Annotated in this window: 26 protein-coding genes; 8 read left to right on the forward strand and 18 right to left on the reverse strand. The window is 71.8% G+C overall.

Going from position 1 to position 26,382, the window contains the following annotated elements; translation table 11 throughout:
* Positions 1 to 21: 21 nt before the first annotated feature.
* Both LRS14_RS29060 and LRS14_RS29065 read left to right on the forward strand, forming a co-directional pair.
* Positions 22 to 1,518 carry a S8 family serine peptidase gene (locus tag LRS14_RS29060; protein ID WP_052736390.1) on the forward strand — a complete coding sequence of 499 codons (1,497 nt, stop codon included), beginning with the start codon at positions 22 to 24 and terminating at the stop codon, positions 1,516 to 1,518.
* Positions 1,519 to 1,573: 55 nt separating this feature from the next.
* Entirely contained in the window at positions 1,574 to 1,984 is a 411-nt protein-coding gene (locus LRS14_RS29065; protein WP_257802069.1) for a hypothetical protein, read from the forward strand.
* Here LRS14_RS29065 and LRS14_RS29070 read toward each other — a convergent pair.
* Genes LRS14_RS29070 through LRS14_RS29080 form a run of 3 tightly spaced genes read right to left on the reverse strand, consistent with a single transcriptional unit; the run spans position 1,963 to position 4,891 of the window.
* Positions 1,963 to 3,210: an MFS transporter gene (locus tag LRS14_RS29070; protein WP_257802070.1), complete on the reverse strand. Its 1,248-nt coding sequence runs from the start codon at positions 3,208 to 3,210 to the stop codon at positions 1,963 to 1,965. The genes LRS14_RS29065 and LRS14_RS29070 overlap by 22 nt on opposite strands.
* Positions 3,211 to 3,263: 53 nt before the next feature.
* Positions 3,264 to 3,617 (reverse strand): cytochrome c, encoded by a 354-nt coding sequence (locus LRS14_RS29075; protein ID WP_310740897.1) that lies wholly within the window; start codon positions 3,615 to 3,617, stop codon positions 3,264 to 3,266.
* Positions 3,617 to 4,891, reverse strand: coding sequence for a sorbosone dehydrogenase family protein (locus tag LRS14_RS29080; protein WP_046113932.1), 1,275 nt, complete (start codon positions 4,889 to 4,891; stop codon positions 3,617 to 3,619). Before LRS14_RS29080 ends, LRS14_RS29075 begins: the two co-directional genes overlap by 1 nt.
* Before the next feature lie 291 nt (positions 4,892 to 5,182).
* On the opposite strand from LRS14_RS29080, the gene LRS14_RS29085 reads away from it, so the two are divergent.
* Both LRS14_RS29085 and LRS14_RS29090 read left to right on the forward strand, forming a co-directional pair.
* Positions 5,183 to 7,084, forward strand: a complete 1,902-nt coding sequence (locus LRS14_RS29085) for a sigma-54-dependent Fis family transcriptional regulator (protein WP_257802071.1) — start codon at positions 5,183 to 5,185, stop codon at positions 7,082 to 7,084.
* 85 nt (positions 7,085 to 7,169) lie between these two features.
* Complete coding sequence (locus LRS14_RS29090) at positions 7,170 to 8,741, forward strand: gamma-glutamyltransferase family protein (protein WP_257802248.1); 1,572 nt, start codon at positions 7,170 to 7,172, stop codon at positions 8,739 to 8,741.
* Positions 8,742 to 8,753: 12 nt separating this feature from the next.
* On the opposite strand, the gene LRS14_RS29095 is transcribed toward LRS14_RS29090, so the two are convergent.
* The 4 genes from LRS14_RS29095 to LRS14_RS29110 form a co-directional block, all read right to left on the reverse strand.
* Positions 8,754 to 9,224, reverse strand: coding sequence for a hypothetical protein (locus tag LRS14_RS29095; RefSeq protein ID WP_257802072.1), 471 nt, complete (start codon positions 9,222 to 9,224; stop codon positions 8,754 to 8,756).
* 157 nt (positions 9,225 to 9,381) lie between these two features.
* Positions 9,382 to 9,531 (reverse strand): hypothetical protein, encoded by a 150-nt coding sequence (locus LRS14_RS29100; protein WP_257802073.1) that lies wholly within the window; start codon positions 9,529 to 9,531, stop codon positions 9,382 to 9,384.
* 43 nt (positions 9,532 to 9,574) lie between these two features.
* On the reverse strand, positions 9,575 to 10,708 hold the full coding sequence (gene alr / locus LRS14_RS29105; protein ID WP_257802074.1) for an alanine racemase: 1,134 nt from the start codon (positions 10,706 to 10,708) through the stop codon (positions 9,575 to 9,577).
* Positions 10,701 to 11,954, reverse strand: coding sequence for a D-amino acid dehydrogenase (locus tag LRS14_RS29110; RefSeq protein ID WP_257802075.1), 1,254 nt, complete (start codon positions 11,952 to 11,954; stop codon positions 10,701 to 10,703). Before LRS14_RS29110 ends, alr begins: the two co-directional genes overlap by 8 nt.
* A 206-nt stretch (positions 11,955 to 12,160) precedes the next feature.
* Here LRS14_RS29110 and LRS14_RS29115 point away from each other — a divergent pair, with 206 nt between their 5' ends.
* The gene (locus LRS14_RS29115; protein ID WP_257802076.1) at positions 12,161 to 13,699 is read left to right on the forward strand and encodes a sigma 54-interacting transcriptional regulator; all 1,539 of its coding nucleotides are present in this window, start codon (positions 12,161 to 12,163) and stop codon (positions 13,697 to 13,699) included.
* A gap of 16 nt (positions 13,700 to 13,715) precedes the next feature.
* Here the strand turns inward: LRS14_RS29115 and LRS14_RS29120 are convergent, their stop codons facing one another.
* The 6 genes from LRS14_RS29120 to LRS14_RS29145 all read right to left on the reverse strand — a co-directional run bounded on the left by LRS14_RS29120 (position 13,716) and on the right by LRS14_RS29145 (position 18,998).
* Positions 13,716 to 15,035, reverse strand: coding sequence for a hemolysin family protein (locus tag LRS14_RS29120; protein ID WP_046113927.1), 1,320 nt, complete (start codon positions 15,033 to 15,035; stop codon positions 13,716 to 13,718).
* Between the two features lie 100 nt (positions 15,036 to 15,135).
* Complete coding sequence (locus tag LRS14_RS29125; RefSeq protein ID WP_257802077.1) at positions 15,136 to 15,513, reverse strand: hypothetical protein; 378 nt, start codon at positions 15,511 to 15,513, stop codon at positions 15,136 to 15,138.
* 77 nt (positions 15,514 to 15,590) lie between these two features.
* On the reverse strand, positions 15,591 to 16,607 hold the full coding sequence (locus tag LRS14_RS29130; protein ID WP_046113925.1) for a TRAP transporter substrate-binding protein: 1,017 nt from the start codon (positions 16,605 to 16,607) through the stop codon (positions 15,591 to 15,593).
* Between the two features lie 46 nt (positions 16,608 to 16,653).
* Positions 16,654 to 17,955: a TRAP transporter large permease gene (locus LRS14_RS29135; RefSeq protein WP_257802078.1), complete on the reverse strand. Its 1,302-nt coding sequence runs from the start codon at positions 17,953 to 17,955 to the stop codon at positions 16,654 to 16,656.
* A gap of 6 nt (positions 17,956 to 17,961) precedes the next feature.
* On the reverse strand, positions 17,962 to 18,492 hold the full coding sequence (locus tag LRS14_RS29140; RefSeq protein ID WP_375136398.1) for a TRAP transporter small permease: 531 nt from the start codon (positions 18,490 to 18,492) through the stop codon (positions 17,962 to 17,964).
* The gene (locus LRS14_RS29145) at positions 18,489 to 18,998 is read right to left on the reverse strand and encodes a gluconokinase (protein WP_257802079.1); all 510 of its coding nucleotides are present in this window, start codon (positions 18,996 to 18,998) and stop codon (positions 18,489 to 18,491) included. The genes LRS14_RS29140 and LRS14_RS29145 overlap by 4 nt, the downstream gene beginning before the upstream one ends.
* A gap of 204 nt (positions 18,999 to 19,202) precedes the next feature.
* Here LRS14_RS29145 and LRS14_RS29150 point away from each other — a divergent pair, with 204 nt between their 5' ends.
* Positions 19,203 to 20,228 carry a LacI family DNA-binding transcriptional regulator gene (locus LRS14_RS29150; RefSeq protein ID WP_257802080.1) on the forward strand — a complete coding sequence of 342 codons (1,026 nt, stop codon included), beginning with the start codon at positions 19,203 to 19,205 and terminating at the stop codon, positions 20,226 to 20,228.
* 10 nt (positions 20,229 to 20,238) lie between these two features.
* Here the strand turns inward: LRS14_RS29150 and LRS14_RS30510 are convergent, their stop codons facing one another.
* The 5 genes from LRS14_RS30510 to LRS14_RS29175 form a co-directional block, all read right to left on the reverse strand.
* On the reverse strand, positions 20,239 to 21,207 hold the full coding sequence (locus LRS14_RS30510; protein WP_257802081.1) for a DUF3616 domain-containing protein: 969 nt from the start codon (positions 21,205 to 21,207) through the stop codon (positions 20,239 to 20,241).
* Positions 21,204 to 22,073 (reverse strand): tryptophan 2,3-dioxygenase, encoded by an 870-nt coding sequence (gene kynA, locus LRS14_RS29160; protein WP_046113922.1) that lies wholly within the window; start codon positions 22,071 to 22,073, stop codon positions 21,204 to 21,206. Before kynA ends, LRS14_RS30510 begins: the two co-directional genes overlap by 4 nt.
* 34 nt (positions 22,074 to 22,107) lie before the next feature.
* The gene (locus LRS14_RS29165; protein ID WP_046113921.1) at positions 22,108 to 22,983 is read right to left on the reverse strand and encodes an alpha/beta hydrolase; all 876 of its coding nucleotides are present in this window, start codon (positions 22,981 to 22,983) and stop codon (positions 22,108 to 22,110) included.
* Positions 22,984 to 22,993: 10 nt separating this feature from the next.
* Entirely contained in the window at positions 22,994 to 23,482 is a 489-nt protein-coding gene (locus LRS14_RS29170) for a copper chaperone PCu(A)C (RefSeq protein ID WP_046113920.1), read from the reverse strand.
* Between the two features lie 73 nt (positions 23,483 to 23,555).
* Positions 23,556 to 24,632 carry an NAD(P)-dependent alcohol dehydrogenase gene (locus LRS14_RS29175; RefSeq protein ID WP_257802082.1) on the reverse strand — a complete coding sequence of 359 codons (1,077 nt, stop codon included), beginning with the start codon at positions 24,630 to 24,632 and terminating at the stop codon, positions 23,556 to 23,558.
* 213 nt (positions 24,633 to 24,845) lie between these two features.
* On the opposite strand from LRS14_RS29175, the gene LRS14_RS29180 reads away from it, so the two are divergent.
* Positions 24,846 to 25,841: a S1C family serine protease gene (locus LRS14_RS29180; RefSeq protein ID WP_257802083.1), complete on the forward strand. Its 996-nt coding sequence runs from the start codon at positions 24,846 to 24,848 to the stop codon at positions 25,839 to 25,841.
* A 4-nt stretch (positions 25,842 to 25,845) separates the two neighbouring features.
* Positions 25,846 to 26,313 carry a hypothetical protein gene (locus LRS14_RS29185; protein WP_257802084.1) on the forward strand — a complete coding sequence of 156 codons (468 nt, stop codon included), beginning with the start codon at positions 25,846 to 25,848 and terminating at the stop codon, positions 26,311 to 26,313.
* Positions 26,314 to 26,382: the final 69 nt, after the last annotated feature.

Consider the following 26,382-nt stretch of genomic DNA (forward strand, 5'->3'; position numbering starts at 1 on the left):
GACGGTGCAAACTCCCCGGCAATGACCCGTCTCAAGATCCAGCGCCAGGTCGAGCGCATCCTCGACGAAAGCCGCCAGCGCACGCTGAGCATCATCGTGCAGGGCCAGCCCGCCGGGCTGCATGAAGCGCTGCGGCGCGCCGCGGAGGAGGCCATGCAGCGGCGTGCCATCACCAGTGCCAGCGACCTGCTGCCCGCGCCGTACCGCGCCACCTCGGTGCGGCAGAAGGCGGCCGCCACGGTCGCGCAGCGCAAGGCGCAGCTGCAGGCCCTGCGCCGGCTCGGGGTGGCGGCCATCGCGCCGATGCAGGCAGCGGCCTTCATCCATGCGTCGCGCCTGGCCCGGCGCGCCAACCCGGGCGGCCAGCCGCGGCCGCTGCCGCTGGCCGGCGCCGCCGCCATGGAGATCGACCGCGACGACCTGGCCCGCCTGCCGGACCAGTTGCCCGGCGTGCTGGCCATCTTCCCCAACCGGCGGGTGCCGGTGCCGCCGCGGCTGAAGGCCAAGACGCTGCCGCCCGAGGTGGAGCGCTGGGTCACCCACGCCTGGGGCCTGGAGGCGGTGGGCGCGCTCTCGTGCTGGGGCGCCTTCGATGCGCGCGGCCAGGGCGCCAAGGTGGCGGTGCTGGACACCGGCGTGGAGGCCACTCACCCCGACCTGCAGGGCAAGGTGATCGGCTTTGCCGAATTCGATGCCAAGGCCGGCCTCATCAAGCAGGGCGTCGACCAGGCCTGGGACGCCGACGGCCACGGCACCCATGTGTGCGGCACCATTGCCGGCGGGCGCAGCAGCGGCCGCTGGATCGGCGTGGCGCCGGGTGTGCAGCTGCTGGTGGCCAAGGTGCTGGGCAAGACCGGCGGCACCGACGAGCAGATCCTCAAGGGCATGGAATGGGCGGTGGCCCAGGGCGCCGAGGTCATCAACATGTCGCTGGGCGGCCTGACCTTCGACCCCGGCGTGCTGGACACCTACACCGCCGCGATGATCGCCGCGCGTGCGGCCGGCGTGCCGGTGGTGGTGGCCATCGGCAACGACGGCGCGCAGACCAGCGGCTCGCCGGGCAACGACTTCTTCGCGCTGGCCGTGGGCGCGATGGACGTGCAGGGCCGCGTGGCCGCCTTCAGCGCCGGACGCACCCACGTGGTGGAAACGTCCGACGCCATCGACGCCCGCCACCTGCCGCTGGTGTATGCCAAGCCCGACGTGGCCGCGCCGGGCGTGCATGTGTATTCCTGCATCGGCAAGAACAAGTGGGAGCACCTGAACGGCACGTCGATGGCCGCGCCGCACGTGGCCGGCGCGCTGGCGCTGATGCTCAGCCGCACCGGTGCCGCGGCGCAATCGCCGCTGCTGTCGCTGACCGGCTGGGAGCGCTCGGACGCGCTGCTGCAGCTGCTCACCGGCAGCGTGACCGACTGCGGCGAGAACGGCCAGGACCACCGCTACGGCCACGGCAAGCTTTCCGCGCTGGCCGCCTACGGCAATGCGGTGCAGCTGGGCTACCTGCCGGCGGCTTGAACACCATGCACCCAGCCATTACGCTTGACGCAGCACCCGCAGCAGGACCCCCGCCATGAGCCACCACGCCCCCAATGCCTTGCGCGATGCCAGCCTGGTCGATTTCGCGTCCCAGGCCGACGCCGCCCAGCGCACCTCGGTCATCATCGAGGCGCGCCGGCTGCCCGTCACGCCCTCGCCGCAGGCACTGGCCCGGCACACCGCGGTGGGCCCGTCCGAACTGTTGCCGCCGCCGGTCCATGCCCGCGGCGCGGCAGCATCGGCCCTGAGCGAATACCCGGCCTGCGACATGAACGACCTGGAGGCCTGCCTGTCCAGCCTGGGCCTGGCCGACGATGCGCGCCGCAACGACCTCAACGGCAGCTTCGTGGTCGAGGTGACGCCGCCGCAGCTGCGCGTGCTGGCGCAGGCGCCTTCGGTGCAGGCGATCCACAGCAACCGGCATCACCGGCGCAGCGTGGGCTGAGCCCCCGCGGCGGCCGGTTGCGCCTGGGTGGGCAGCAGCATCAACGCCGCCCCCGCGCTGAACCCCAGGCCGGCCGTCACCCACAGCGCGTGGCCCTGGAGCCGGTCGAGCACCAGCCCGAAGGCCACCGGTGCCAGCGCCTGCGAGACACGGGCCGGCGCCATCAACCAGCCCTGGCGCGCGCCGTAGCCCGCGCTGCCGAACAAGGCCAGCGGCAGCGTGCCCTTGGTAATCGTGAGCAGGCCGTTGCCGGCGCCATGCATCAGCCCGAACACCGGCGCCCAGGCGGGCCCGGCCAGCAGCAGCAGGGCGGCGCCCAGCGGGTGCAATGCGGTGGCCAGCCGTGCCACCCACAGCGGATGCGCCCGCCGCAGGAAGCCGAACTCCAGCAGCCGCGCCGCCACCTGCGCGGGCCCGATCAGGGCGCCTACCATCAGCGCCGTGCCCACCGAGGCCCCTGCCGCCTGCATCAGGCGCGGCAGGTGGGTGGCCAGCGCGGTGGCCGCAAACAGCGAGGCCGCGAACACCCAGGCCAGCACCAGCATCGCTCGCCATTCGCCGCCGGCCGCCGGTGCATCGGCCGCGGCCGGCACGGCGGCGGGCGGCGGCGCGGCGGCCGCGGCCGGCGCCGGCCGGCCGAGCACCGCGGCCACGCGCGGCAGCCAGGCATTGAGCGGCAGGCCCAGCAGCAGGTGCAGCGCCGCCCACACCAGGCAGGTGCTGCGCCAGCCATAGCGGCTTTCCAGCCAGGCCGACAGGGGCCAGCCGACGGTGCTGGCGAAGCCCGCGATCAGCGTGATGCCGGTGATGCCGTTGCGGGCCTGCCGGCCGTACAGCCGCACCAGGCTGGCGAAGGCCGCCTCGTACAGGCCGCTGCCCATGCCCAGCCCCAGCACCACCCAGGCCATGAACAGGCCTGCCAGGCCCTGGCACAGCCCCAGGCCGACCAGCCCGGCCGCGAACACGCCGCTGGTGGCCATCAGCACCGGCCGTCCGCCCAGCCGGTCGATGGCATGGCCGGCGCGTGGGCCCACCGCGGCCGAGACCACCAGCGCGAGGCTGAAGGCCGCCAGCACCGTGGGCACCGTGGTGCCCAGGTCGCGGGCCATGGGCGCGGCCAGGATGGCCGGCAGGTAGTAGGTGGAGGCCCAGGCCAGCGTCTGGGCGCTGCCCAGCCGCAGCACGGTGGCCGTGCGCGGCTTGGGCTCTTCGGTCGACGGGAACATGCCGGCGACTGTAGGCGGTGCCAGGGCGCCGCCCTGTCGCCGGCGGGTCAGCGCTAGGGAAGCTGCGCCGTCACCTTGATGCTGGCGAACCAGGCCGCCAGGTTGTCGATGTCGGCATCGGTCAGCGGCTTGGCCATCACCGCCATCACCTCATGCTTGCGCTCGCCGCTGCGGTAGGCCTTGAGCTGCGCAGCCACGTAGAGCGCGGGCTGGCCGGCCAGGTTGGGCGCATCGGGCGCGCTGCTCAGGCCGTTGGGGCCGTGGCACACCGCGCACTGCATGGCCTTGGCCTTGCCGGCGGCGGCATCGGCCGCGGCGGCCGGCCAGGGGGCCGCCACCGCGGCGAGCAGGCCGAGGCCTGCCGCCAGCGCGCCGAGCTTCGTCGGTTGTCGCTGCTGCATCGGCATCACGGCGCGTTGTAGGTGATGCGGTAGATGGCGCCGACGAAGTCGTCGGACACCAGCAGCGAGCCGTCCTTCATCACCGCCACGTCCACCGGCCGGCCGCGGTACACGCCGGTCTCGCTGTCCAGCCAGCCATCGGCGAACACCTCGGTCTTGTCGGCGCTGCCGTCGGGCTTGAGCGAGGTGAACATCACCCGCGCACCCACCGGCTTGGTGCGGTTCCACGAGCCGTGCTGCGCCGAGAAGAAGCCGCCCTGGTACTGGGCCGGGAACTGGCGGCCGGTGTAGAAGGCCATGCCCAGGTCGGCCGCATGCGCATCGGTCATCACCTGCGGATTCACCGCGCCGGCCGGGATCGGGTCCTTGTCGTAGCCGCTTTCGGTGATGCGCGTCTGGCTCACGATGTAGGGGTAGCCGAAGAACTGGCCGGCCTGGGTGGCGCGGTTGATCTCGCCCTTGGGGATGTCGTCGCCCATGCCGTCGGTCTGGTTGTCGGTGAACCAGAGCGTCTTGTCCTTGGGATTGAAGTCCATGCCCACCGAGTTGCGCACGCCGCGGGCGAACACCTCGCGCTTGCTGCCGTCCAGCCCCATGCGCACGATGCCGCCGATGCCCACCTGCTCGTACAGCTTCAGCTTCTCGCGCGGCTGCACGTTGAAGGGCTGGCCCAGCGTGATGTAGAGCTGGTTGTCCGGCCCCACGCGGCAGGTGCGCGCGCCGTGGTTGTACGACTCTTCCTCCACCGGGATCAGCTGGCCTTGCGGCACCACCTCGGCCACGGCCACGTCCGGACCTTCGTAGAAGAACTCGGCCGCCGGGAACATCAGCACCCGGTTGTGCTCGGCCACCAGCAGGCTGCCGTCACGGGTCCAGCACACGCCGTTGGGCACCTTGAAGTTGAGCGATGGCGCGAAGGCCTTCACCTCGGTGGCGGTGCCGGTGGACAGGCGGTCGGTCACGGCCCACACCGCGGTCTTGCGGGTGCCGACGAACAGCATGTTGGTCGACGGCGCCACCGCCATGTGGCGCGCATCGGGCACCACCGCATACAGGCTGATGCGGAAGCCGGGCGGCAGCTTCACCTTCTCCAGGTTCTTCCTGATGGCCTCGGCCTGCGCGCCGGATTGCGGCACCGGCGGAATGTTCAGGTCGGTGCCCGAGACCTTCATCTGCTTGAGCTTGTCGATGTTCTGCGCCTGCGCGGGCAGGTGGCCGGCCAGGGCCAGTGCCAGCGCGGCCATCACGGGCGCAAGGGTCGGGCGGAATGTGCGTGGCATGGGGTCGTCTCCTTGTTGTTGGCGCCGCCGCCGGAACGGGCGTCAGCCTGCTGCACATCGCAACGCACATGCCCGGCGGGACAGCCATCGGCGTGCAGCCGCCACTACCCTCTGCGGCCTGCGTACAAACCCGCGCCGCCGCCGCCTCCGCCGGCCGTGCAGGCGCTGTACAGGGGCGACGGCAGGCTGCACAGAAACTGTTCAGTTGCGGCGCCACCGGCCGGCCTGTTATGGTCAAAGCACCCACAGGGCGAAGACCGAGCGGCGCAGACCGCGGCAGGAGACGAGGCGATGCTCGAAGCAAGTGGTGCATGGCAGGACTGGCAACGTGCGCAATGCCGCGCGGTGCTGGCGCGCAGGCTGCCGGTGGCGGCCGACGACCCGCCGGGCGAGATCCTCGACAGCTGGGCCCGCTGCCTGCAGGCCGGGCTGGATTTCGATCGGCCGCTGCCGCTGGTGGTCATCGAGGATGCCGACCTGCGCCGCCGCCATGAGCGGGCCGGCCGCGTGCGGCAGCTGGCGCTGATCGAGCTGGAGTCGCTGATGCAGCAGATCGCCGGCAGCAGCTTCCTGCTGGCCTTCGCCGATGCCGACGGCGTGGTGCTGGACCGCTATGCGGACCAGCGCTTCGTCACCAGCACCGCAGGCGCCGGCATCCCGGCCGGCAGCGTGTGGACGGAACATGCCGCCGGCACCAACGGCCTGGGCACCGCGCTGGCCTGCGGCCGGCCGGTGGCGGTCAACGGCCCGGAGCACTTCTTCGGCCAGTTCAGCCACATCGCCTGCACCGCCGCGCCCATCCGCGATGCGGATGGCGTGGTGGTGGGCGCGCTGGATGCCTCCTGCTGCTTCGACTCGCGGCAGCGCCACACCCAGGCGCTGGTGCAGATGGCCGCGGCCCACATCGAGAACGTGCTGCTGGCCGAGCAGCGGCGCCAGCACTGGGTGCTGGCCATCCATCCGCGGCCGGAGTTCGTCGGGACGCTCAGCGCAGGGCTGCTGGCCTTCGATGGCGACGGCCGGCTCAGTGCCTGCAACGGCCGCGCGGCCGGCCTGCTCAGCGGCCTGGCGGTGCAGCGCGGCACCCCGTTCGAGCAGCTGTTCAACGAGCCCTTCGACCGCTTCATCGGCCGCCTGCGCTCGGACGGCGGCACCCGGCTGCGCGATGCGATGAACAGCGTGCTGGCCGTGGCCTGCGTGCAGCCGGCGGCGCCGCCTGCGCTGGCCGCGCCGGCCGGCGCGCCGGCCGCGATGCCGGTGCTGCCGACCCGCACGGCCACCGCCACCCTGTCCCCGGCCGTGGCCACCGACGACGGCGCGGTGCTGCAGGCGCAGGCGATGGTGGCAGCCGCGGTGCGGCGGCGGCTGCCCATCCTGATCCAGGGCGAGACCGGCACCGGCAAGGAGCTGCTGGCCCGCCATGCCCATGCGGCCAGCGGCCGCGAAGGCGCCTTCGTGCCGGTGAACTGCGGCGGCATGCCGGCCGAGCTGTTCGAGGCCGAGCTGTTCGGCTATGCGGGCGGCGCCTTCACCGGCGCACGCCGCCAGGGCCAGGCCGGCCTGCTGGCCAGTGCCGATGGCGGCACGCTGCTGCTGGACGAAGTGGGCGAGCTGCCGCTGCCGCTGCAGGCCGCGCTGCTGCGCTTCCTGGACGACGGTCTGCTGCGCCCGGTGGGCGGCCGGCAGTGGCGGGCGGTGGATGTGCAGGTGCTGGCCGCCACCCATGTGGACCTGGAGGCCGCAGTGGCCGCCGGCCGCTTCCGCGCCGACCTGCTGTGGCGCCTGAACACCGTGAGCGTGAAGCTGCCGCCGCTGCGGCTGCGCGCCGACCTGGCCGCCCAGGCCCAGCGGCTGCTGGCCGAGCTGGAGCCGCAGGCCCGGCTGACGCGGGAGGCGCAGCGCCTGCTGGCGGCCCAGCCCTGGCCCGGCAACTTCCGCGAGCTGCGGGCCTGCCTGGCGCGGGCGTTGCTCACCCATCCCACCGGCCTGATCGACGCGGCCGACCTGCAGCCGCTGCTGCCGGCCCGCGCCACGCCGCAGGCCGAAGGCCCCTCGCAGCTGCAGCGCAGCGCCACCGAGGTGGTGCTGGCCGAGTTCCGACGCAGCGGCTCGGTAAGCCAGACCGCGCGAAGCCTGCGCATCTCGCGCACCACGGTGTACCGGCACCTGCGGGAAGCGGGCGTCAGCGGCTGATCGGGCCCGGGCCAGAATGCGTGCACGCATTCCTGGAGACCTTGCAGTGACCCATGTTCCCAACCCGGCCCGCGGCACCCGTGGCATGGCGGTGGCGCCGCATTCGCTGGCGGCGCAGAGCGCCATCGGCGTGCTGCGCGAAGGCGGCAATGCGGTGGAGGCGATGGTGGCGGCCGCGGCCACCATCGCGGTGGTGTATCCGCACATGAACAGCATCGGCGGCGATGGCTTCTGGCTCATCGCCCGGCCCGGCGACGAGCCGCGCGGGCTGGAAGCCTGCGGCGCCGCCGCCCAGGCCGCCAGCATCGAGGCCTACCGCGGCCACGGCATCGAGCGCATTCCGTTCCGCGGCGGGCTGGCGGCCAACACCGTGGCCGGCACGGTGTCCGGCTGGGAGGCGGCACTGGCCTGGTCGAAGGACGCGCTGGGCGGCCGGCTGCCGCTGCCGCGCCTGCTGGACGACGCGATCCACCATGCCCGCGACGGCATCGCCGTCACCCGCAGCCAGTCGGCCTGCATCACCAACAAGCGCGAGGAGCTCACACCGGTCAGCGGCTTTGCCGACAGCTACCTGGTGGACGGCCAGGCGCCGGCCACCGGCAGCCTGTGGAAGCAGCCGCGCATGGCCGCCACGCTGGAGCACCTGGCCCGCGTGGGCCTGGACGACTTCTACCGCGGCGACCTGGCCCGCTTGATGGCGGCCGACCTGATGGCGGCCGGCAGCCCGGTGGCCCTGTCGGACCTGAAGGCGCACCAGGCGGTGTGGAAGCAGCCACTGGCCATGGCCCATTCGGCCGGCAGGCTCTACAACATGCCGCCGCCCACGCAGGGCCTGGTGTCGCTGCTGATCCTGGGGCAGCTGGACCGGGTGTTCGACGCCGCCCGCATGACCCATGACGACCCGGCCTTCGTGCATGCCTGCGTGGAGGCTACCAAGCAGGCCTTCGCCATCCGCGACACGCTGATCACCGACCCCGCGTGGATGAGCGTGGATCCGCAGGCGCTGCTGGCGCCGGCCGCGCTGGACGACATGGCATCCAGGATCCGCTTCGACGATGTGCGGGGCTGGCCCGGCGGCCAGGGCCCGGGCGACACGGTGTGGATGGGCGTGATCGACCGCGACGGCGTGGCGGTGAGCTTCATCCAGAGCATTTACCACGAGTTCGGCAGCGGCATCGTGCTGCCCGAGTCGGGCGTGAACTGGCAGAACCGCGGCTGCAGCTTCTCGCTGGACCCGGCGGCACTCAACCCGCTGACGCCGGGCCGCAAGCCCTTCCACACGTTGAACCCCGCGCTGGCCCGGCTGCACGACGGCCGCACCATCGTCTACGGCAACATGGGCGGCGACGGCCAGCCGCAATCGCAGAGCGCGGTGTTCAGCCGCATGGTGCACTTCGGCATGAACCCGCAGGCCGCCATCAGCGCGCCGCGCTGGCTGCTGGGCCGCACCTGGGGGCAGGAGAGCGAATCGCTGAAGCTGGAAAGCCGCTTTCCGCCCGGGACCATCGCCGCCCTGCGCGCCGCCGGCCACGAGGTGGACGTGCTGGCCGACTACGACGAAACGATGGGCCATGCCGGCGCCATCGTGATGACCGCCGACGGCACCTTCGAGGCCGGCAGCGACCCGCGCAGCGACGGGGCGGCGCTGGGGTGGTAGGGCGACAGCAGGTCATTGCTGCTTCTGTGCAACGGCCCGGCGGCAGGCGCTGCAGCCATAGCCATCGGCCGGGCGCACCACCTTCAGGGCGAATTCCCGTTGTGTGGTGACCCGTGTCACGCCACGCACGCCCGGAAGGAGGGCGTCCGAGAAAACACTCGGCCGGAACGGCGTTTCGGCATGCCAGAAGTAGAGCGACCCGCTGCCCAGCCGCCAAGCCACGCCCCCGCGGTCGGCGACCAGTGCCAGGGCGGACGGCGTCGGTGGCGATCCCTCCACCATCTCGATGTGGGGACACGACTCGCGCTTCTTGACGGCCTCGAAGACCTCGGACTGCTGGGAGTCGACCCACTGCTTGAGATACATGGTGGCGGTGACGGCGACCCCCAGCGGGCCGGCCAGCACGCTGCCGAGCGCACCGGTGCCGATGCCCACTGCCTTCATGCCCGAGTCGGCCAGCTTGATCAGGCTCCAGGGATTCATCGTTCGGACTCCGCAGCGTTGGTTCGCCCAGGCTAGCGGTTCGTCCACGAACCGGCCTCCCCATGCTCTATGAGACGGCCGCTCAGGCGCCTGCGCCCATGCGCTGCGCTGCCGCCGCCAGCCCGCCGAAGATGCTGGCGGTCACCCGCTCGGCGAGCTACGCCTGCAGCTGCCCCTGCACCTCGGCGATGACGGACGGCGTGCGCGCGACGATCTCGTCGATCACGGCCTCGGCGCCCCGGCCGTCTTCGGTGGTGATGCCGTGGCGGGTGCCCAGCGCCGCCTGGAAGAAGTGGCGCCGGTCCATACACACCGCAGGCTGTGCACGTAAGCACGCCGAGGTCCGAGGGTCAGTGCGGCCCGGCGGGCTCTGCGGCACTCACGTGACGCCGCGCATACCGGCTGCCCAGGCTGGTCAGCACCTCGTAGCCGATGGTGCCGGCGGCGGCGGCCACGTGGTCCACCGTCAGCTGCTCGTCCAGCAGGTCGATCGGCGTGCCCTCCTGCAGCGCGGTTTCGGGCAGGTCGGTCGCGTCGATGGTGATCGTGTCCATCGACACCTTGCCCACCAGCGGCAGCGCCTGGCCGTTGAAGCGCACCGTGCCGCGGTTGCTCAGGCTGCGCAGCCAGCCGTCGGCATACCCGGTGGCCAGCGTGGCGATGCGGCTGGGCCGCTGCGCCGTCCAGGCATGGCCGTAGCCCACGCCGGTGCCGGCCGGGATGTGGCGCAGCTGGATGACCTTGCTGCGCAGCCGCACCACAGGCCGCATCGGGGTGGGCCGTCCGGCCACTGGCGCCACGCCGTACAGCGCCGCACCGGGGCGCAGCAGGTCGTGGTGGAAAGCCGGGCCCAGGAACACGCCCGATGAATTGGCCAGGCTGGCCGGTGCCGCCGGCAGCCGCGCGCGGGCGGCGGCAAAGCGCTGCAGCTGCAGCGCATTGATTGGCGCCTCGGGCTGCTCCGCACTCACCAGGTGGCTCATCACCAGTTGCAGCTCGATGCCTTCCAGCCGCGTGAGGTCGGCGGCCAGGCGCTCGAACTCGTCGGTGGCCAGGCCCAGCCGGGCCATGCCGGTGTCCATCTGCACGGCGGCCGGCAGTCGGCGGCCGAGGTGGCGGGCCAGCGCCGTCCAGGCGTTGATCTGCGGCAGGCTGTTGAGCACCGGCACCAGGCCGTGCGCCACCGCTTCCGGCTCGCTGCCGGGCGGCAGGCCGTGCATCACGAACAGCGTGGCATCGGCCGCCAGCAGCGGGCGCAGCGCGATGCCTTCGTCCAGATGCGCCACGAAGAAGCGGCGGCAGCCGGCCGCATGCAGCGCCGGCGCCACCTGGGCCGCGCCCAGGCCGTAGGCATCGGCCTTGACCACCGCGGCGCAATCGGCCGCGCCGCCGGCCTGCTGCTTGAGCAGCCGCCAGTTGTGCACGATGGCGCCCAGGTCGATGTCGAGCCAGGCGCCGGCATTCACCCGGGCGCGGTCATGCATAGCGGTCCAGCCCCATGCCTTCCATGTCGATCTCGGGCCGCTTGCCGTCGATCAGGTCGGCCATCACGCGGCCGGTGCCGGCGGCCATGGTCCAGCCCAGCGTGCCGTGGCCGGTGCTCAGCATCAGGTTGTTCAGCCGGCAGGCGCCGAGGATGGGCGTGCCATCGGGCGTCATCGGCCGCAGCCCGGTCCAGAACTGGGCCTGGCTCACGTCGCTGCCGCGCGGGAACAGGTCGGTCAGCACGAATTCCAGCGTGCGCTGGCGTTCGGCTTCCAGGTCGAGGTTGTAGCCCGAGAGCTGCGCGGTGCCGCCCACGCGGATGCGGTCGCCCAGCCGCGTGACGGCCACCTTGTGCGTCTCGTCCATGATGGTGGACTCGGGCGCCAGCGCTGCATCGGTGATGGGCACGGTGATCGAGAAGCCCTTGACCGGATACACCGGCAGCCGCAGCCTCAGCGGCCGGGCGATCAGCGGCGAATAGCTGCCCATGGCCAGCACATAGCGGTCGGCGGTGAACGCGCCGCGGCTGGTGTGCACGCCGGTGACGGCGCCGCCGGCCTGCTCGATGCGCTGGATGGTCGCGCCGAACTCGAAGCGCACGCCCAGCCCCCGCGCCATCTCGGCCAGCCGCTGGGTGAAGAGGAAGCAGTCGCCGGTCTCGTCGCCCGGCAGCCGCAGCGCCCCGACGAACTTGTGCGACACCTCGGCCAGCGCCGGCTCATGCTGCAGGTAGCCGGCGCGGTCCAGCAGCTGGTAGGGCACGTTGTACTGCCGCAGGATCTCCACGTCCTTGTCCGCACCGTCCAGCTGCTTCTGGGTACGGAACAGCTGCAGCGTGCCCTGGGTGCGCTCGTCGTAGGCAATGCCGGTCTCGGCGCGCAGCTGCTTCAGGCAGTCGCGGCTGTATTCGGCCAGCCGCACCATGCGGGCCTTGTTGACGCGGTAGCGCGCCTCGGTGCAGTTGCGCAGCATCTGGGCGCCCCAGCGCCACATTGCCGGATCGAGCATCGGCTTGATGACCAGCGGGCTGTGCTGCATCAGCATCCACTTGATGGCCTTCAGCGGCACGCCGGGCCCGGCCCAGGGCGCGGAATAACCGGGCGACACCTCGCCGGCATTGGCGAAGCTGGTTTCCAGGGCCGGCGCGGGCTGGCGGTCCAGCACCGTCACCTCATGGCCCGACTTGGCCAGGTAGTAGGCGATGGACACGCCGATGACACCGCTTCCGAGGACCAGGACCTTCATGCGCCGCACCTTGTTCTTGCGCCGGCCACCCGGCGTCATGCCATGGGCAGGCGCAAGCGCCGTGCCAGCGACGAAAGTGCCGCTGCATCAAGCACTTGGCCCTCTGGGCCTGCGCCGGGTGTATCGATTCGCATACATTTCCTGTGTGCGCAGCGTAAGATCGCGTCACGAAATCGTTCCACTGTCATGAATTCATTCCACCCACGATGCGCCTGAAAATCACCTTCATCGACCGCGTCGGCATCGCCCAGCAGATCCTGGCGGTGCTGGCCGCCCGCGGCCTGGACGTGGTGGCGGTGGAGGTCGATCCGCCGCACATCTACCTGGAGGCGCCGGGCCTGCTGGCCAAGGCCTGGCCGGCGCTGCGCAAGGCGCTGCTGGCCGAGGTGCCGGGCGTGCAGCAGGTGCAGGAACTGCAGATGCTGCCCGGCGCGCGCCGCCGGCTGTACCTGGATGCGCTGCTGTCGTCGCTGGCCGATCCGGTGCTGGCGGTGGATGCCCAAGGCAGCGTGGTGGTGGCCAATCCGGCGGCGGCGCAGGCCAGCGGGCTGGAGCTGCCTGCGCTGCAGGGGCTGTCGCTGCAGCAGCTCACCGGCGACGCGCAGCTGGCGCAATCCCTGGTGGACCACGGCTACAAGCTGCCGGTGGCCGAAGTGCAGGTGGGCGGCCAGGCCTTCCTGATGGAGACGGTGGCGCTGCATGAGCCCGGCGGCGGCGTGGCCGGCGCGGTGCTCACGCTGCATGCGCCGCAGCGGCTGGGCGAGCGCCTGAGCGCGCTGCAGAACTACAGCGCTGGCGGCTTCGAGACGCTGCTCGGCCGCTCCGCCGCCATCCGCCAGCTCAAGCAGCGGGCGGCGCGCATGGCCTCGGTGGATGCACCCTTGCTGATCCGCGGCGAGACCGGCACCGGCAAGGAACTGGTGGCCCATGCCTGCCATGCCGGCAGCCGCCGCCAGGCGCAACCCTTCTTCGCTCTCAACTGCGCGGCGCTGCCCGAGAGCCTGGCCGAGAGCGAGCTGTTCGGCTACGCGCCCGGCGCCTTCACTGGCGGCCTGCGCGGCGGGCGGCCCGGCATCCTGGAGCTGGCCGATGGCGGCACGCTGTTCCTGGACGAGATCGGCGAGATGTCGCTGTACCTGCAGGCCAAGCTGCTGCGCTTCCTCAACGACGGCAGCTTCCGCCGCGTGGGCGGCGACCGCGAAATCAGGGCCGACGTGCGGCTGATCAGCGCCACCCACCGCCACCTCGAGGACATGGTGGCCGCCGGCAGCTTCCGGCAGGACCTGCTGTTCCGCATCGACGTGCTGCAGCTGGCCGTGCCGCCGTTGCGCGAGCGCACCGAGGACATCCTGGTGCTGGCCCAGGTGTTCCTGGAGCGGGCCTGCACCCAGGCCGGCCGGCCGCCGGCACGCCTGAGCCGCGCAGCCACCCAGGCGCTGCTGGGCAACCCCTGGCATGGCAATGTGCGGCAGCTGCAGAACGTGATCTTCCGCGCGGTGACCATGACCGATGCGGCCGTGATCGACGCGGGCGACCTGGAGCTGGCCGATGCCGCCACCGCCGCGCCGCCGCCCACCGACGACGACGGCGTCACCAGCCTGGACGACGCGGTCTCGCGCTACGAGCGTGCGCTGCTGCAGCGGCTGTGGCCGCAGTACCCCTCCACGCGCCGGCTGGCCGAGCGGCTGGGCACCTCGCACTCGGCCATTGCGCAGCGCCTGCGCAGGTACGGCATTCCGGGCTGAGGCGCCGGGCGCGCCTTCAGCCCACGGTCTGGCCTTCCGGATCGTCGGGCGCTTCCTCCAGGCGGCTGGCCAGCACCTTGTCGATCGTCTTGCCGTCCATGTCCACGATCTCGAAACGCCAGCCTTCCCAGTCCACCACGTCGGCCACCTTGGGCAGCCGGCCCGACAGCAGCATCATCATGCCGCTGAGGGTGTGGTAGCGGCCGCGCTCCTCCTCGGGCACCGCGGCCAGGTCCAGCCGGTCCTTCAGCTCGGGCACCGGGATGTGGCCGTCCAGCAGCCAGCTGCCGTCCTCGCGCTGCACCGCCCAGGAGGTCTCGGGGTCGCGCGGGCGGAATTCGCCGGTGATGGCCTCGATCAGGTCCTGCAGCGTGGTGATGCCCTGCACCTCGCCGTACTCGTCGATGACGAAGGCCATCTGCACGTCCGACTGGCGGAAGTTGTCCAGCAGCTCCATGCCGGTGATGGTCTCGGGCACGTACAGCGGCGCCTGCAGCGGCTGGCGGGCCAGCTCGCGCTCGCCGCCGCGCAGGGCCTGCGTCAGCCACTGGCGGGCATTGACGATGCCCAGCACGTTGTCCAGCCCGCCGCGCACCACCGGGAAGCGCGCATGGTCCGACTCTTCCACCCGCGCCAGGTTGGCCTCGAAGGGCAGGTCCACGTCCAGCACCACCACGTCCGCCCGCGGCACCATCAGCGAGCCGATCTGGCGGTCGTCCAGCCGGAACACGTTGCGCAGCATCGCGTGTTCCTGCGTCTCGATGATGCCGGCGGTGGTGCCTTCGGCCAGCATCGCGTGGATCTCCTCCTCCGTCACCGGGCTGCCGCTGGTCTCCTTCACGCCCAGCAGCTTCAGCAGGCTGCGGGTGGACACCGACAGCAGCACCACGAAGGGCTTGGTCGCCACCGCCAGCAGGTGGATCGGCCGGGCCACCAGCCGGGCCAGCGTCTCGGGGCTGCTCTGGCCGATGCGCTTGGGCACCAGCTCGCCGGCCACGATGGAGAAGTAGGTGATCAGCACCACCACCAGCCCGGTGGCCACGTAGCCGGCATAGGGCGGCGGCATGCCGATGCCGGCCAGCCAGGTGGCCAGCGGCGCGGCCAGCGCGGCCTCGCCCACGATGCCGTTGAGCACGCCGATGGAGGTGATGCCGATCTGGATGGTGGACAGGAACCGGGTCGGGTCCTCGCCCAGCTTGACGGCCGCCACGGCGGCCTGGTCGCCCTCATCGATCAGCTTCTGCAAGCGGGCCTTGCGTGCGGTGACCAGCGCGATCTCCGACATGGCGAACAGGCCGTTGAGCACGATGAGGGCGAAAAGTATGGCGATTTCCATGGTGCGTGGTGTGGGCGCCAGTGGCGGCGCCGGGGTGCGGGAGCGGGTAGGGAGTCAGGGGCAAGGGCGGGGCCGTGGGGCCGCCGCCGCCGGGCGGCGCTCAGCGCGTGGCCGGCGGGTGTGCAGGGGCCTGCCGCGGCGGGCGGTGCAGGCTGCCGGGCGGCGAGGGCGACCAGGCGGCGGGCAGGTACAGCGGCGGTGCCGCGGGCATGGCAGCCGGCGCGGGCATGCGGGGCGGGGCGGGCGGCAGCGCGGGCGCGTCCAGCGCGGCGTCGGCCAGGGCCTGCGCGGGCAGGTCGTCAAGATGATGGTCGGCCACCGAGCCGTCCGCCAGGTCGGCGGAGCCGGGCGCCGCCAGCACGGCCGCGGTGGCGGCCGGGGTGCCTCCCGGCACCACGATCAGCGGCTGTTCATGCGCGGTGGCACCGGACCACAACAGCACGAACGAAAGGAACAGAGCCAATAGCCGCGAGGACATGAGGGGGCCGATTGTAGGTGCCGCCTTCGCGGCCCCCTTGCCGGCCCTTCAGCGGCCCCCGCGGCGGGGCCCGCGGCTTACTTGCCGCCGCGCAGCTTGGACAGCGCGGCCTGGGTCTCGTTCCACAGGTCCATGCCCACGGTGGTGCCGATGCTGGCGTTCACGTGGGTGAGCTTGTCGCGCATGCGGGCGGCCTCGGTGGCGGGCACCTCGTTGATCTGCATGCCCTTGGCCTTCAGGTCGGCCAGGGCCTTGGCGGCTTCCTCGCGCGTGTCCTTGCGCTCGAAGTCGCGGCTGGCCGCGGCGGCGTCGCGCAGCACCTTCTGCTCGTCCTTGCTCAGGCCGTCCCACCACTTCTTGCTCACCAGCACGATCCACGGGCTGTACACGTGGTTGGTGATGCTGAGGTACTTCTGCACCTCGTAGAACTTGCTCGACAGGATGGTGTTGTACGGGTTCTCCTGGCCGTCCACCGTGTTGGTCTCCAGCGCGCTGAACAGCTCCGAGAACGGCAGCGGCACGGCGTTGGCGCCCAGCAGCTTGAAGCTGTCCAGGTAGACGTTGTTCTGCATCACGCGCAGCTTCACGCCGCCCAGGTCTTCCATCTTGGCGATGGGGCGCTTGCTGTTGGTCAGGTTGCGGAAGCCGTTCTCCCAGTACACCAGGCCCACCAGGCCCTTGTCCTCCAGCTTGTCCATCACCTTGCGGCCGATCGGGCCGTCGAGCACCGCGTCGGCCTCCTTCACGTTGTTGAACAGGAAGGGCGTGTCCCACAGCGCCATTTCCTTGGTGATGCCCACCAGCGTGGCGGTGGAGCCCACCATCATCTCCTGGGCGCCGCCGATCAGCGCCTGCTGCATCTGCGTGTCCGGGCCCAGGGCGGCGGCGCCGATGGCGCGCACCTTCATCTTGTTGCCCGAGCGCTTGGCCACCTCGTCGGCGAAGACCTTGGCCGCGCGGCCCTGGTTGCTCTGCTCGTTCAGGCCGTAGCCGAAGCGGATCAGGCGGGGCTTGATGTCCTGCGCCTGGGCGATGGCGGGCACGAGGGTGGCCACGCAGGCGGCGGCCAGCAGGGTGCGACGGATGATGTTCATGGTTGTCTCCTAGAAAAATGCAAACAGGCGGACGAGGAAGGGAAGATCAGCGCATCCACGCCACCGGCGCGATCACGATCTGCGGGAAGACCACGAACAGCGCCAGGATCAGCGTGTAGGTGATGAGGAAGGGGTTCACGCCCCGGATGACCTGGTGCAGCGGCATGCGCCCCACGCCGGCCACCACGTTGAGCACCGTGCCCACCGGCGGCGTGATCAGGCCGATGGCGCCGTTGAGGATGAACATCAGGCCGAAGTACACCGGGTCGATGCCGGCCTTGACCGCGATCGGCAGCATCACCGGCGCGAAGATCAGGATGGTGGGCGTGAGGTCGAGCGCCGTGCCCACCAGCACCAGCACGATCATCATCACCGCCATCAGCAGCCGCGGGTTGTCCACCAGCGGGCCCAGCCAGCCGGTGAGCACGCCCGGCAGGTCGGCCAGCGTGATCATGTAGCTGGCCACCTGCGCGCCGGCGCACAGGAACATCACGATGGCGGTGGTCTTGGCCGCGCGCACCAGCACGCCGCGCATCTCGGCGATGTGCATCTCGCGGTGGATGAACAGGGCCACGGCCAATGCGTAGAAGGCGGCCACCACGGCGGCCTCGGTGGGCGTGAACACGCCGCTCTTCATGCCGCCGATGATGATGACGGGCATCAGCAGCGCCCAGAAGGCCTTGGCCGTGGCGCGCAGCCGCTCGCGCATCGGCAGCGCGGTGCCTTCGGCCAGCGTCATCTTGCGCAGGACCAGCTTCCAGGCGACGATCAGGCCGGCGCCCATGAACAGCCCCGGCACGATGCCCGAGATGAACAGCGCCGAGATCGAGGTGTTGGTGGTCACGCCATAGATCACGAACGGCATCGACGGCGGGATGATGGGCGCGATGATGCCGCCCGAGGCGATGAGGCCGGCCGAGGTACCCAGCGGGTAGCCCTGGCGGCGCATCATCGGCAGCAGGATGGTGGCCAGCGCCGCGGTGTCGGCCAGGGCCGAGCCGCTCATGCTGGCCATCAGCACCGCGGCGCCGATGGCCACGTAGCCCAGGCCGCCGCGGATGTGGCCCACCCAGGCCTGCGCCATGTCGATGATGCGGCGGCTGATGCCGCCGGAATTCATCAGCTCGCCGGCCAGGATGAAGAAGGGCACCGCCAGCAGCGCGAAGCTGTCCACGCCGCCCACCAGGTTCTGCGCCAGCAGCTGGGTGTCCCAGAAGCCCAGCACCCAGGCCATGCCGGCGCCGGTGAGCACCAGGGCCAGGGCCATGTTCATGCCGATGCCCATGAGCAGCAGCATGCCGCCGCAGAAGACGATGAAGGCCAGGCCTTCGGGACTCAGGTTCAACATCGCCATTTACTCCACGTCGCCCGAATGGCCGAGGTCCAGCGGCCTGCCGCGCACCAGCTCGATCAGCGCCATCACGCCGATGCTCACCGCGCACAGCAGCGCGGGCAGCGGCAGCAGCATCACCGGGTACTGCAGCACCACGCTGCGGCTGTCCATGCCCACCACCACCTGCTGCCAGGCGCCCCAGCCCAGCATCACGCAGGCCGCGATCACCAGCAGGCGGATCAGCAGCGTCATCGCCTTGAACACCGCCGGCTTGTGCTGCAGCATGCCCACCAGGCTGGTGAAGGCCATGTGCTCGCCGGCCGGGTAGGCCGCCGTGGCGCCGATGAACACCATCCACACGAACAGCAGGCGCGACAGTTCCTCGCTGGCATTGATGCCGCTGCCGAAGCCGTAGCGCAGCACCACGTTGATGAACACCGCCAGCGCCATCACGCCCAGGCACAGCGCCATCGCGTTCTCGATCCAGCGGGTGAGGCCCCGGGCCCGCGGCGTGTCGTGTTGCGGGTCGGCCATCTTCTCGGGAATCGTCATGCGGTGGGCTCCGTGGCGTGCAGCCAGGCGCTGAGCTGCTGCACGAGTTGCGGGATGGGCAGCAGCGCGTCCAGCCGCAGCACGCCGGGCTCGCCCACGGGCGATTCCAGCGTGGCGAACTGGCTGTCCACCAGGCTGGCCGAGAAGAAGTGCGACGCCGCGCGCTGGGCCACTCGGCGCAGCGAGTCGTCGCGGCCGATGTCCAGGAAGGCAAACCGCAGGCCGGGGGCGGCGGCCCGAAGCTGGTCGCGGTAGCTGCGCTTGAGCGCCGAGCAGGTGAGCACGATGGGCCCGCCCGGCTGCTGCAGCTGCGTGCCCAGCGTGGCCAGCCAGCCCTGGCGGTCGGCGTCGGTGAGGGCGATGCCGCGGCTCATCTTGTCGCGGCTCTCGGCGCTGTGGAAGTTGTCGCCTTCCACCAGCGGCCGGCCTTCGGCCTGCGCCAGCGCGGCGGCGACGCTGGACTTGCCGCAACCGGCCACGCCCATCACCACGATCGAATGCTGCATGTGTCGTCAGCCTGTCTGCCCGGGGCGGCTGGATAGCGCTGTCCGGTCCTGGGCGTTAAAAGGCGGTGCCATGGAGTGGGGCCACCGCCTTGCGTTGTGAGTGCCGGATCAGGGTGGACCCTGAGAGGCAATGAAATTGGATAGCGCTATCCTACGCAGCCGGGTGAAGTGTTGCCCACCGTGTTTTCCCTGATGAGACCGCCGATGACCCCACCCGCCGCCCGTTCCCGAGCCACCGGCCGCGTGACGCTGGCCGATGTGGCGCAGGCCGCCGGTGTCAGCCCCATCACCGTCTCGCGCGCGCTGCGCGGCGAGCGGGCGGTGGCCCCGGACCTGGTGGCCCGGGTGCAGGCGGCGGCGCTGAAGCTCGGCTATGTGCCCGATCCCGCGGCGCGGGCGCTGGCCTCGCGCCACAGCACCCATGTGGCGGTGCTGATCCCGCTGCTGACCAATGCGCTGTTCGTGGACCTGCTGGAATCGGTGCAGCTGCACCTGCGCCGCGCGGGCTACCAGACGCTGATCGGCATCACGCACTACGACCCCAGCGAGGAGGAGCAGCTGCTGCGCGAGCAGCTGGTGCACCGTCCGGCGGGCCTCATCGTCACCGGCTTCGACCGCCACGAGCGCACGCGCGCGCTCATCGAGCAGAGCGGCGTTCCCTGCGTGCATGTGATGGAGACGTCGGACACGCCGGGGCAGTACAGCGTGGGCCTGTCGCAGGCCGATGCCGGCGCGGCGCTCACCCGCCACCTGCTGGAGCGCGGCCGGCGCCGCATCGCCTTCGCCGCCGCGCAGCTCGACCCGCGGGTGATGCAGCGGCTGGACGGCTGGCGCCGCGCGCTGCAGGCCGCCGGGCTGTACGACGCGCGGCTGGAATGGCTGAATCCCGCGCCCTCGTCGCTGGCGCTGGGCAGCCGCATGTTCGAGCAGATCATGGCCCAGAAGCCCGCGGTGGATGCCATCTTCTTCTGCAACGACGACCTGGCCCAGGGCGCGCTGCTGGCCGCCGCCCGCCACCGCATCGCGGTGCCCAAGCGCGTGGCCATCGCCGGCTTCAACGACCTGACCGGCAGCGACCTGGCCAACCCGCCGCTGACCACCGTGCGCACGCCGCGCAGCGAGATCGGCACCGTGGCCACGCAGATGCTGCTGCGCCTGATGCGCGGCGAGACGGTGAGCCCGACCTCGGTGGACCTGGGGTTCGAGCTGGTGGTGCGGGAGAGCAGCTGAGTGGTGGTGCTCAGCGCACCTGCGGCAGCGCCATCCCCAGCGCCCTGAACCGCTGCTGCCCCACCGGCCGCTGCTTGCAGGCCACGCCGCCCAGTTCCACGCCGCCGTCGTCGCTCAGCACCTGCAGGCCGCCCGGACTGCCGGGCCAGGCGAACAAGGCCTCTGGCCGCAGGTCGGCCAGCGCGGTGCTGTCGAGCAGCTGCGGTGCGTCGGCCGGCCGGCCGCTCCAGCGGTAGAGGCTGAAGCTGCCGCGGTCGGCGGTGGGGCCGGCGACGATCCAGTACGCGCCGGCCGCCCATTCCATGCTGCGGATGCCGCGGTTGCGCAGCGGCAGCAGCAGCGGCTCGCCGAAGCGCGCCGGCTGGCCGCGGTCGATCACCTCGGCCGGGTTGAGCAGCGGCACGACGAGCGCGCGGCCGTTGGGGATGGGGTTGCGAAAGCCGACCAGCAGCCCGCCGTCGGGCATCGCCGCCAGCCCTTCGATGTTCAGGCCGCCCGGCGCTTCGGGCGGCAGGGCGGCGGCGTCCTTCAGCTTCAGGTGGCGCAGCGTGGGCGCGGCGGCCATGTCGTCCAGCAAGCGCGTGTAGGCCGCACCGGTGGGCAGCAGCAGGCCGTCTTCGGCCTCCACCGCGAAGAAGCGGTGGCGCTCCTCGCGCTTCTTGCCGCTGCTGTTGCGGCCATGGGATGCGATCCAGTAGATGCGGTTGCCGATGCGGGCCGCGCCTTCGATGTCCGACTCCCGCTGGCCGCTGCCGAGCAGGCCCGCCAGCGGCAGCGTGCCGGCCGGCTCGGGCTCGCCGCGGGTGTACAGGCGCAGCAGGTTGTCCTCGTCGTTGGCCACGACGAAATGCGTGGCGTCCAGCGCCACCGCGGCCGAGGCATCGCACAGGCCGCGGTAGTGCTCCGTGGCCGCCTGCACCGGCGCACCGGCCAGGGCGGCCAGCAGCAGGCACAGGCCGCGGCGCCGGGCCTGCTTCACAGGTCGGTGCGCAAGCGCCAGATCTCGGGGAACAGCACCACGTCCAGCATCTTGCGCAGGTAGCTCACGCCGCCGGTGCCGCCGGTGCCGCGCTTGAAGCCGATCACCCGTTCCACCGTGGTGACGTGGCGGAAGCGCCAGAGCCGGAAGGCGTCCTCCAGGTCGGTGAGCTTCTCGCCCAGCTGGTACAGGTCCCAGTGCCGGTCGGGGTGGCGGTACACCTCCAGCCAGGCGGCTTCCACCTCGTCGCTCTGCTCGTAAGGCAGGGTCCAGTCGCGCTCCAGGTGGCTGGCCGGCACCGGCAGGCCACGGCGGGCCAGCAGGCGCAGCGCCTCGTCGTACAGCGAAGGCGCGCGCCAGGCGCTGTCCACCATCGCCAGCAGGTCGGGCCGGTGCTCGTGCGGCTTGAGCATGGCGGGGTTCTTGTTGCCGAGCTTGAACTCGATGCAGCGGTACTGCGCGCTCTGGAAGCCGCTGCTCCTGGCCAGGTAAGGCCGCATGGCGGTGTATTCGGGCGGCGTCATGGTGGACAGCACCGTCCAGGCGCTCACCAATTGCTCCATGATGCGGCTGACACGCGCCAGCATTTTGAAGGCCGGCGCCATGCGCTCCTCGGCCACGCACTGCATGGCCGCGCCCAGCTCGTGCAGCATCAGCTTCATCCACAGCTCGCTGGTCTGGTGCTGCACGATGAACAGCATCTCGTCATGCGCGGGCGACAGCGGATGCTGGGCGCTCAGCACCTCGTCCAGGTGCAGATAGTCGCCGTAGCTCATGTCGCGGCTGAAGTCGAGCTGCGCGCCTTCCTCCTGCACGATGCGTTCGGTCTCGGCCAGCGGCGCGGGGGTGTGGGATGGTGCGGTCATGGGAGTTCCTCTGCAGCGGCGGGCAGTGCAGGTTTCAGGCCACGCCCAGGTGCTGCGCGACCCAGCGGCACAGCGGGCTGTCGGCATCCTCGAAGCCGTGGATGGCGTCGAAGTGATGGCGGCCGGGCTGCGGCATCAGCTCGGCCGCATTGCCCGCGGCCTGCCAGGCCGCGTGGTACGAGGTGGACTGCCGCTCGAACTCGGCCGATTCGTCGCCGCCCCAGGTGATGAGCGCCGGCGTGGCGCAAGGCCGCACGCCGAAGGCCGGCGAGTTGCGGCGGATGATGCCGTCGTCCAGCTGGATCATCGGCTGCAGGTAGCTGTAGCGCAGCGGCTCCAGCTCGTACAGGCCGCTGACCAGCACCGCCGCGGCAAAGGGATCGGCCGGCAGGCCGTAGTCCTCCTGCCAGCGGGTCTGCAGCGCCATCGCGGTGAGGTGGCCGCCGGCCGAATGACCGCCGATGGCCACGCGCCGCGCATCGCCGCCATGCGGGCCGATGTGGCGCAGCACCCAGGCCAGCGCGGCACGCGTCTGCCGCACGATCTCGTCGAGGCTGACGTAGGGGCACAGCGCGTAGTTGGGCACCACGGTGGTGATGCCGCGCTGCCGCAGGCCCAGCGCCACGCAGCTGAATTCCTTGGACGACAGGCTGCGCCAGTAGCCGCCGTGGATGAAGACGAACACCGGCGCACCGGGCTGCGCCGCCGGAAAGATGTCCAGCGTTTCGGCCAGCGTGGCGCCGAAGGGCAGGTCCAGCGTGCAGGGCAGGGTGGCGCGGGCCATTGCGCTGCGCTCCACATAGTGGCGCGCTTCGGCCGCGGCGTCGGCCACCGCGGCCGAGGCGTTGTACTGCGCGTCGATCTCGGCCTGCGAGGTGAAGCCGCGGAACAGCGGGCGGGGCATGCTCATGGCGGCGGCCTCAATGCTTGTGGTGGTGCGCGTCCATCGCCTTGGCGCCTTCGTCGCGCGGCTGCACCCACAGCTCGGTGTTCACCGTGCCGGCCCGCTCAAAGGTCAGGGTGATGGGCAGCTTGTCGCCGGCGGACAGGGGCCTGGCCAGCTGCATCAGCATCATGTGCAGGCCGCCCGGGGCCATGCGCACCGTGGCACCGGGCGCGATGGCGATGCCGTCCAGCTCGCGCATCTGCATCACGTCGCCCTGCATCTTCATCTCGTGCAGCTCCACCCGGCCGACGGCGGGCGATGCGGCCTTGAGCAGCCGGTCGGGCTGGCGGCCGGTGTTCTTCAGGTCGATGAAGCCGATGCCGTTAGGCGCGCCCTTCAGGCTGGGCAGGGCATACGGATGCAGCACGACGATGTCGCCGGCCTTCACCTCATGGGCCTGCAATGCGGAGGTGGAACACAGCGCCAGCGTGGCGGCCAGGGCGTGCAAGAAGTGTCGGCGCATCGGGTTTCCTGAGGGGTGCGGGCAGGGCGCGCGGATTGTAGGAGCCGCCCCTGCAGCCCGGATGCGGCGGGCCTCAGGGCGTGAGCGCCACCTTCAGCACGCCGTCGCGCTGGTGCGAGAACAGCTCGTAGGCTGCCTCGATCTCCTCCAGCTGGAAGCGGTGCGTCACCAGCGCACCCAGGTCGGCCCGGCCGGATTCGATGGCCGACATCAGCCGGCGCATGCGCTCCTTGCCGCCGGGGCACAGGGTGGTGACGATCCTGTGGTCGCCCAGGCCGGCCGCGAAGGCGCCCAGCGGGATCTTCAGGTCGGTGGCGTACACGCCCAGGCTGGACAGCGTGCCGCCCGGGCGCAGCACCCGCAGCGCGGCCTCGAAGGTGGCCTGCGTGCCCAGTGCCTCGATCGACGCATCCACGCCGCGGCCACCGGTGATCTTCAGGATCTCGTCGACCACGTCCACCCGGCTGGCGTCCACCACCACGTCGGCGCCCATGCGGCGGGCCATCTCCAGCCGGGCCGGCAGGCGGTCCACGCCGATCACCAGCGTGGCGCCGCTGAGCTTGGCGCCCAGCGTGGCGCACAGGCCGATCGGGCCCTGCGCGAACACCGCCACCGTGTCGCCGATGCGGATGCCTGCGCTCTCGGCGCCGGAAAAGCCGGTGGACATGATGTCGGGGCACATCAGCACCTGCTCGTCGGTGAGGGCATCGGGCACCGGCGCCAGGTTGGCCATGGCGTCGGGCACCAGCAGGTACTCGGCCTGCGCGCCGTCGATGGTGTTGCCGAAGCGCCAGCCGCCCAGCGGCTTCCAGCCGTGCTCGGTGCCGGCGCCGTCCTGCGAGCCGCAGCCGCACAGGCAGGCATTGCTCCAGCCGCTGGGCGTGATGGCGCCGGCGATCACGCGCTGGCCCTCGCGGTAGCCGCGCACCGCGGAGCCCAGCTGCTCGATCACACCCACCGGCTCATGGCCGACGGTCAGTCCGCGCGCCACCGGGTACTCGCCCTTGAGGATGTGCACATCGGTGCCGCAGATGGTGGTGGTGGTGATGCGCAGCAGCGCATCCAGCGGGCCGATCTCGGGCACCGGCTTGTCGTCGATCACGATGCGGCCGGGCTCCACGAACACGGCGGCTTTCATCATCCGGGGCATGGGCTACTCCTTGTTGCCTGCGCAGGCAGCTTAGGCAGCGCCCCGTGGGGCCCGATTGATCTTGCGCAAGCCGCCTGGCCGCGCCGCCGCCGAAGATGGCTGCATGCACCGGTCCCTGCTTAGCCGCGCAGTTCGCTGCGCGGCCTTTTTTGCTGCCTGTGGGGCTTGGGGGGCCTGGCGGGCTGCGCGGCGCCAGGACCGGCCGGCGGCTGGATGCGCGGCGGCGTCCAGTCCTTCGCGCCGGCGCTGCAGCGCGGGCTGCCGTGGACCATCGGCGTGTATGCCACCGGCAGCCGCCCTGCCGATGCGGCGCAGGCCGAGCCGCAGCCGCCGGCCGACGAGGTGCTGCCCGACCCCGCCGACCCCGAAGGCCTGCTCGACCTGCGCATCGGCGCCGGCTTCTTCATCGATGGCCTGGGCCATGCAGTGACCGCCGCCCACGTGGTGCAGCAGATGCAGCGCACGGTGGTGCGGCTGCCCGACCAGCGGGTGCTGGCCGCCGAGGTGGTGGGCATCGACGACGAGGCCGACATCGCGCTGCTGCGGCTGCCGGCCGATGCCCTGCCGCGGCCGGGTGCCCTGCCGCCGCTGGGCAGCGCACAGCGGCTGCGCCCGGGCGACTGGGTGCTGGCCGTGGGCGAGCCCTATGGCCTGAACCGCTCCGTCACCGCCGGCGTGGTGGGCGGCAAGGACCGCCACTTCGGCGACGACCACGAGCTGCTGTTCATCCAGAGCGACCTGGCGCTGAACCCCGGCAACTCCGGCGGCCCGCTGCTGGATGCGGGCGGTGCCATTGTCGGGCTCAACCTGCGCACCATGGCCGGCGTGTTCGGCACGCCGGGCGTGAGTTTGTCGGTGCCGATCGAGATCGTGCTGCAGATCGCCGCGGAACTGCAGTCCAGCGGCCGCATCCGCCGCCCGCGGCTGGGGGTGCAGTTCGCCGACCTGGCCCCGCCCATGGCGGTGCTGCAGGGCCGGGCCCAGGTGCAGGGCGCGCTGATCGTCGGCGTTGCCAGCGGCAGCCTGGGCGAGCGCATCGGCCTGCGGCAGGGCGACGTGGTGGTGGGCATGAACGGACGGCCGGTGGGTCACAGCGCCGACCTGGCCCGGCTGCTGCTGGCCTGGCGCCAGCCGCTGCACACGCAGTTCGTGGTGCGGCGGGGGCAGCAGGCCCACACCCTGCAGGTGCATGCGAGCGCGCTAGACTGACCGCATGCGGTTGCTGCGCGTGATCATGCTGTGGTGGATGGTGCTGGCCTTGCCGATGCAAGGGCTGGCGGCCACGGCCATGCTGCATTGCGGCGCGGCCACCAGCGGCGCAATGGCGCATGCCGGCTCGCACCAAGCTCACCAGGACGTCCAGCACGACGGCCTGCACAGCGGCATGGACCACCAGGCCCACGAGAACCATGGGTACCCTGCGGCCGCCACACCCGATGCCGGCGGCGCCACCGACGGACTGACGCCGGACGAGCCACCGCCCGGCCCGGCCGCCGGCCCCCTGTACGGCCATGCCTGCAGCGCCTGCGCGGCCTGCTGCGTGGCCATGGGCCTGCCCGCGGCCATGCCGGTGCTGGCCAGCGCGCCCGCGGCCACCACGGCCGTCGCCACCCTGGTGGCGCCTGCGCCGTCCTTCCTCACGGCGGGGCCCGAGCGCCCGCCCCGAAGCCCGCGCGCGTGACCCGCAGGCGCCGCGTGCGCCTGCCCAGCGTGCCGTCCGTCCACCGCGCCGCGGTGGGCCGTCCGGCAT

The sequence above is a fragment of the Aquincola sp. J276 genome (genome assembly GCF_024700035.1).
Lineage (GTDB): Bacteria > Pseudomonadota > Gammaproteobacteria > Burkholderiales > Burkholderiaceae_C > Aquincola > Aquincola tertiaricarbonis.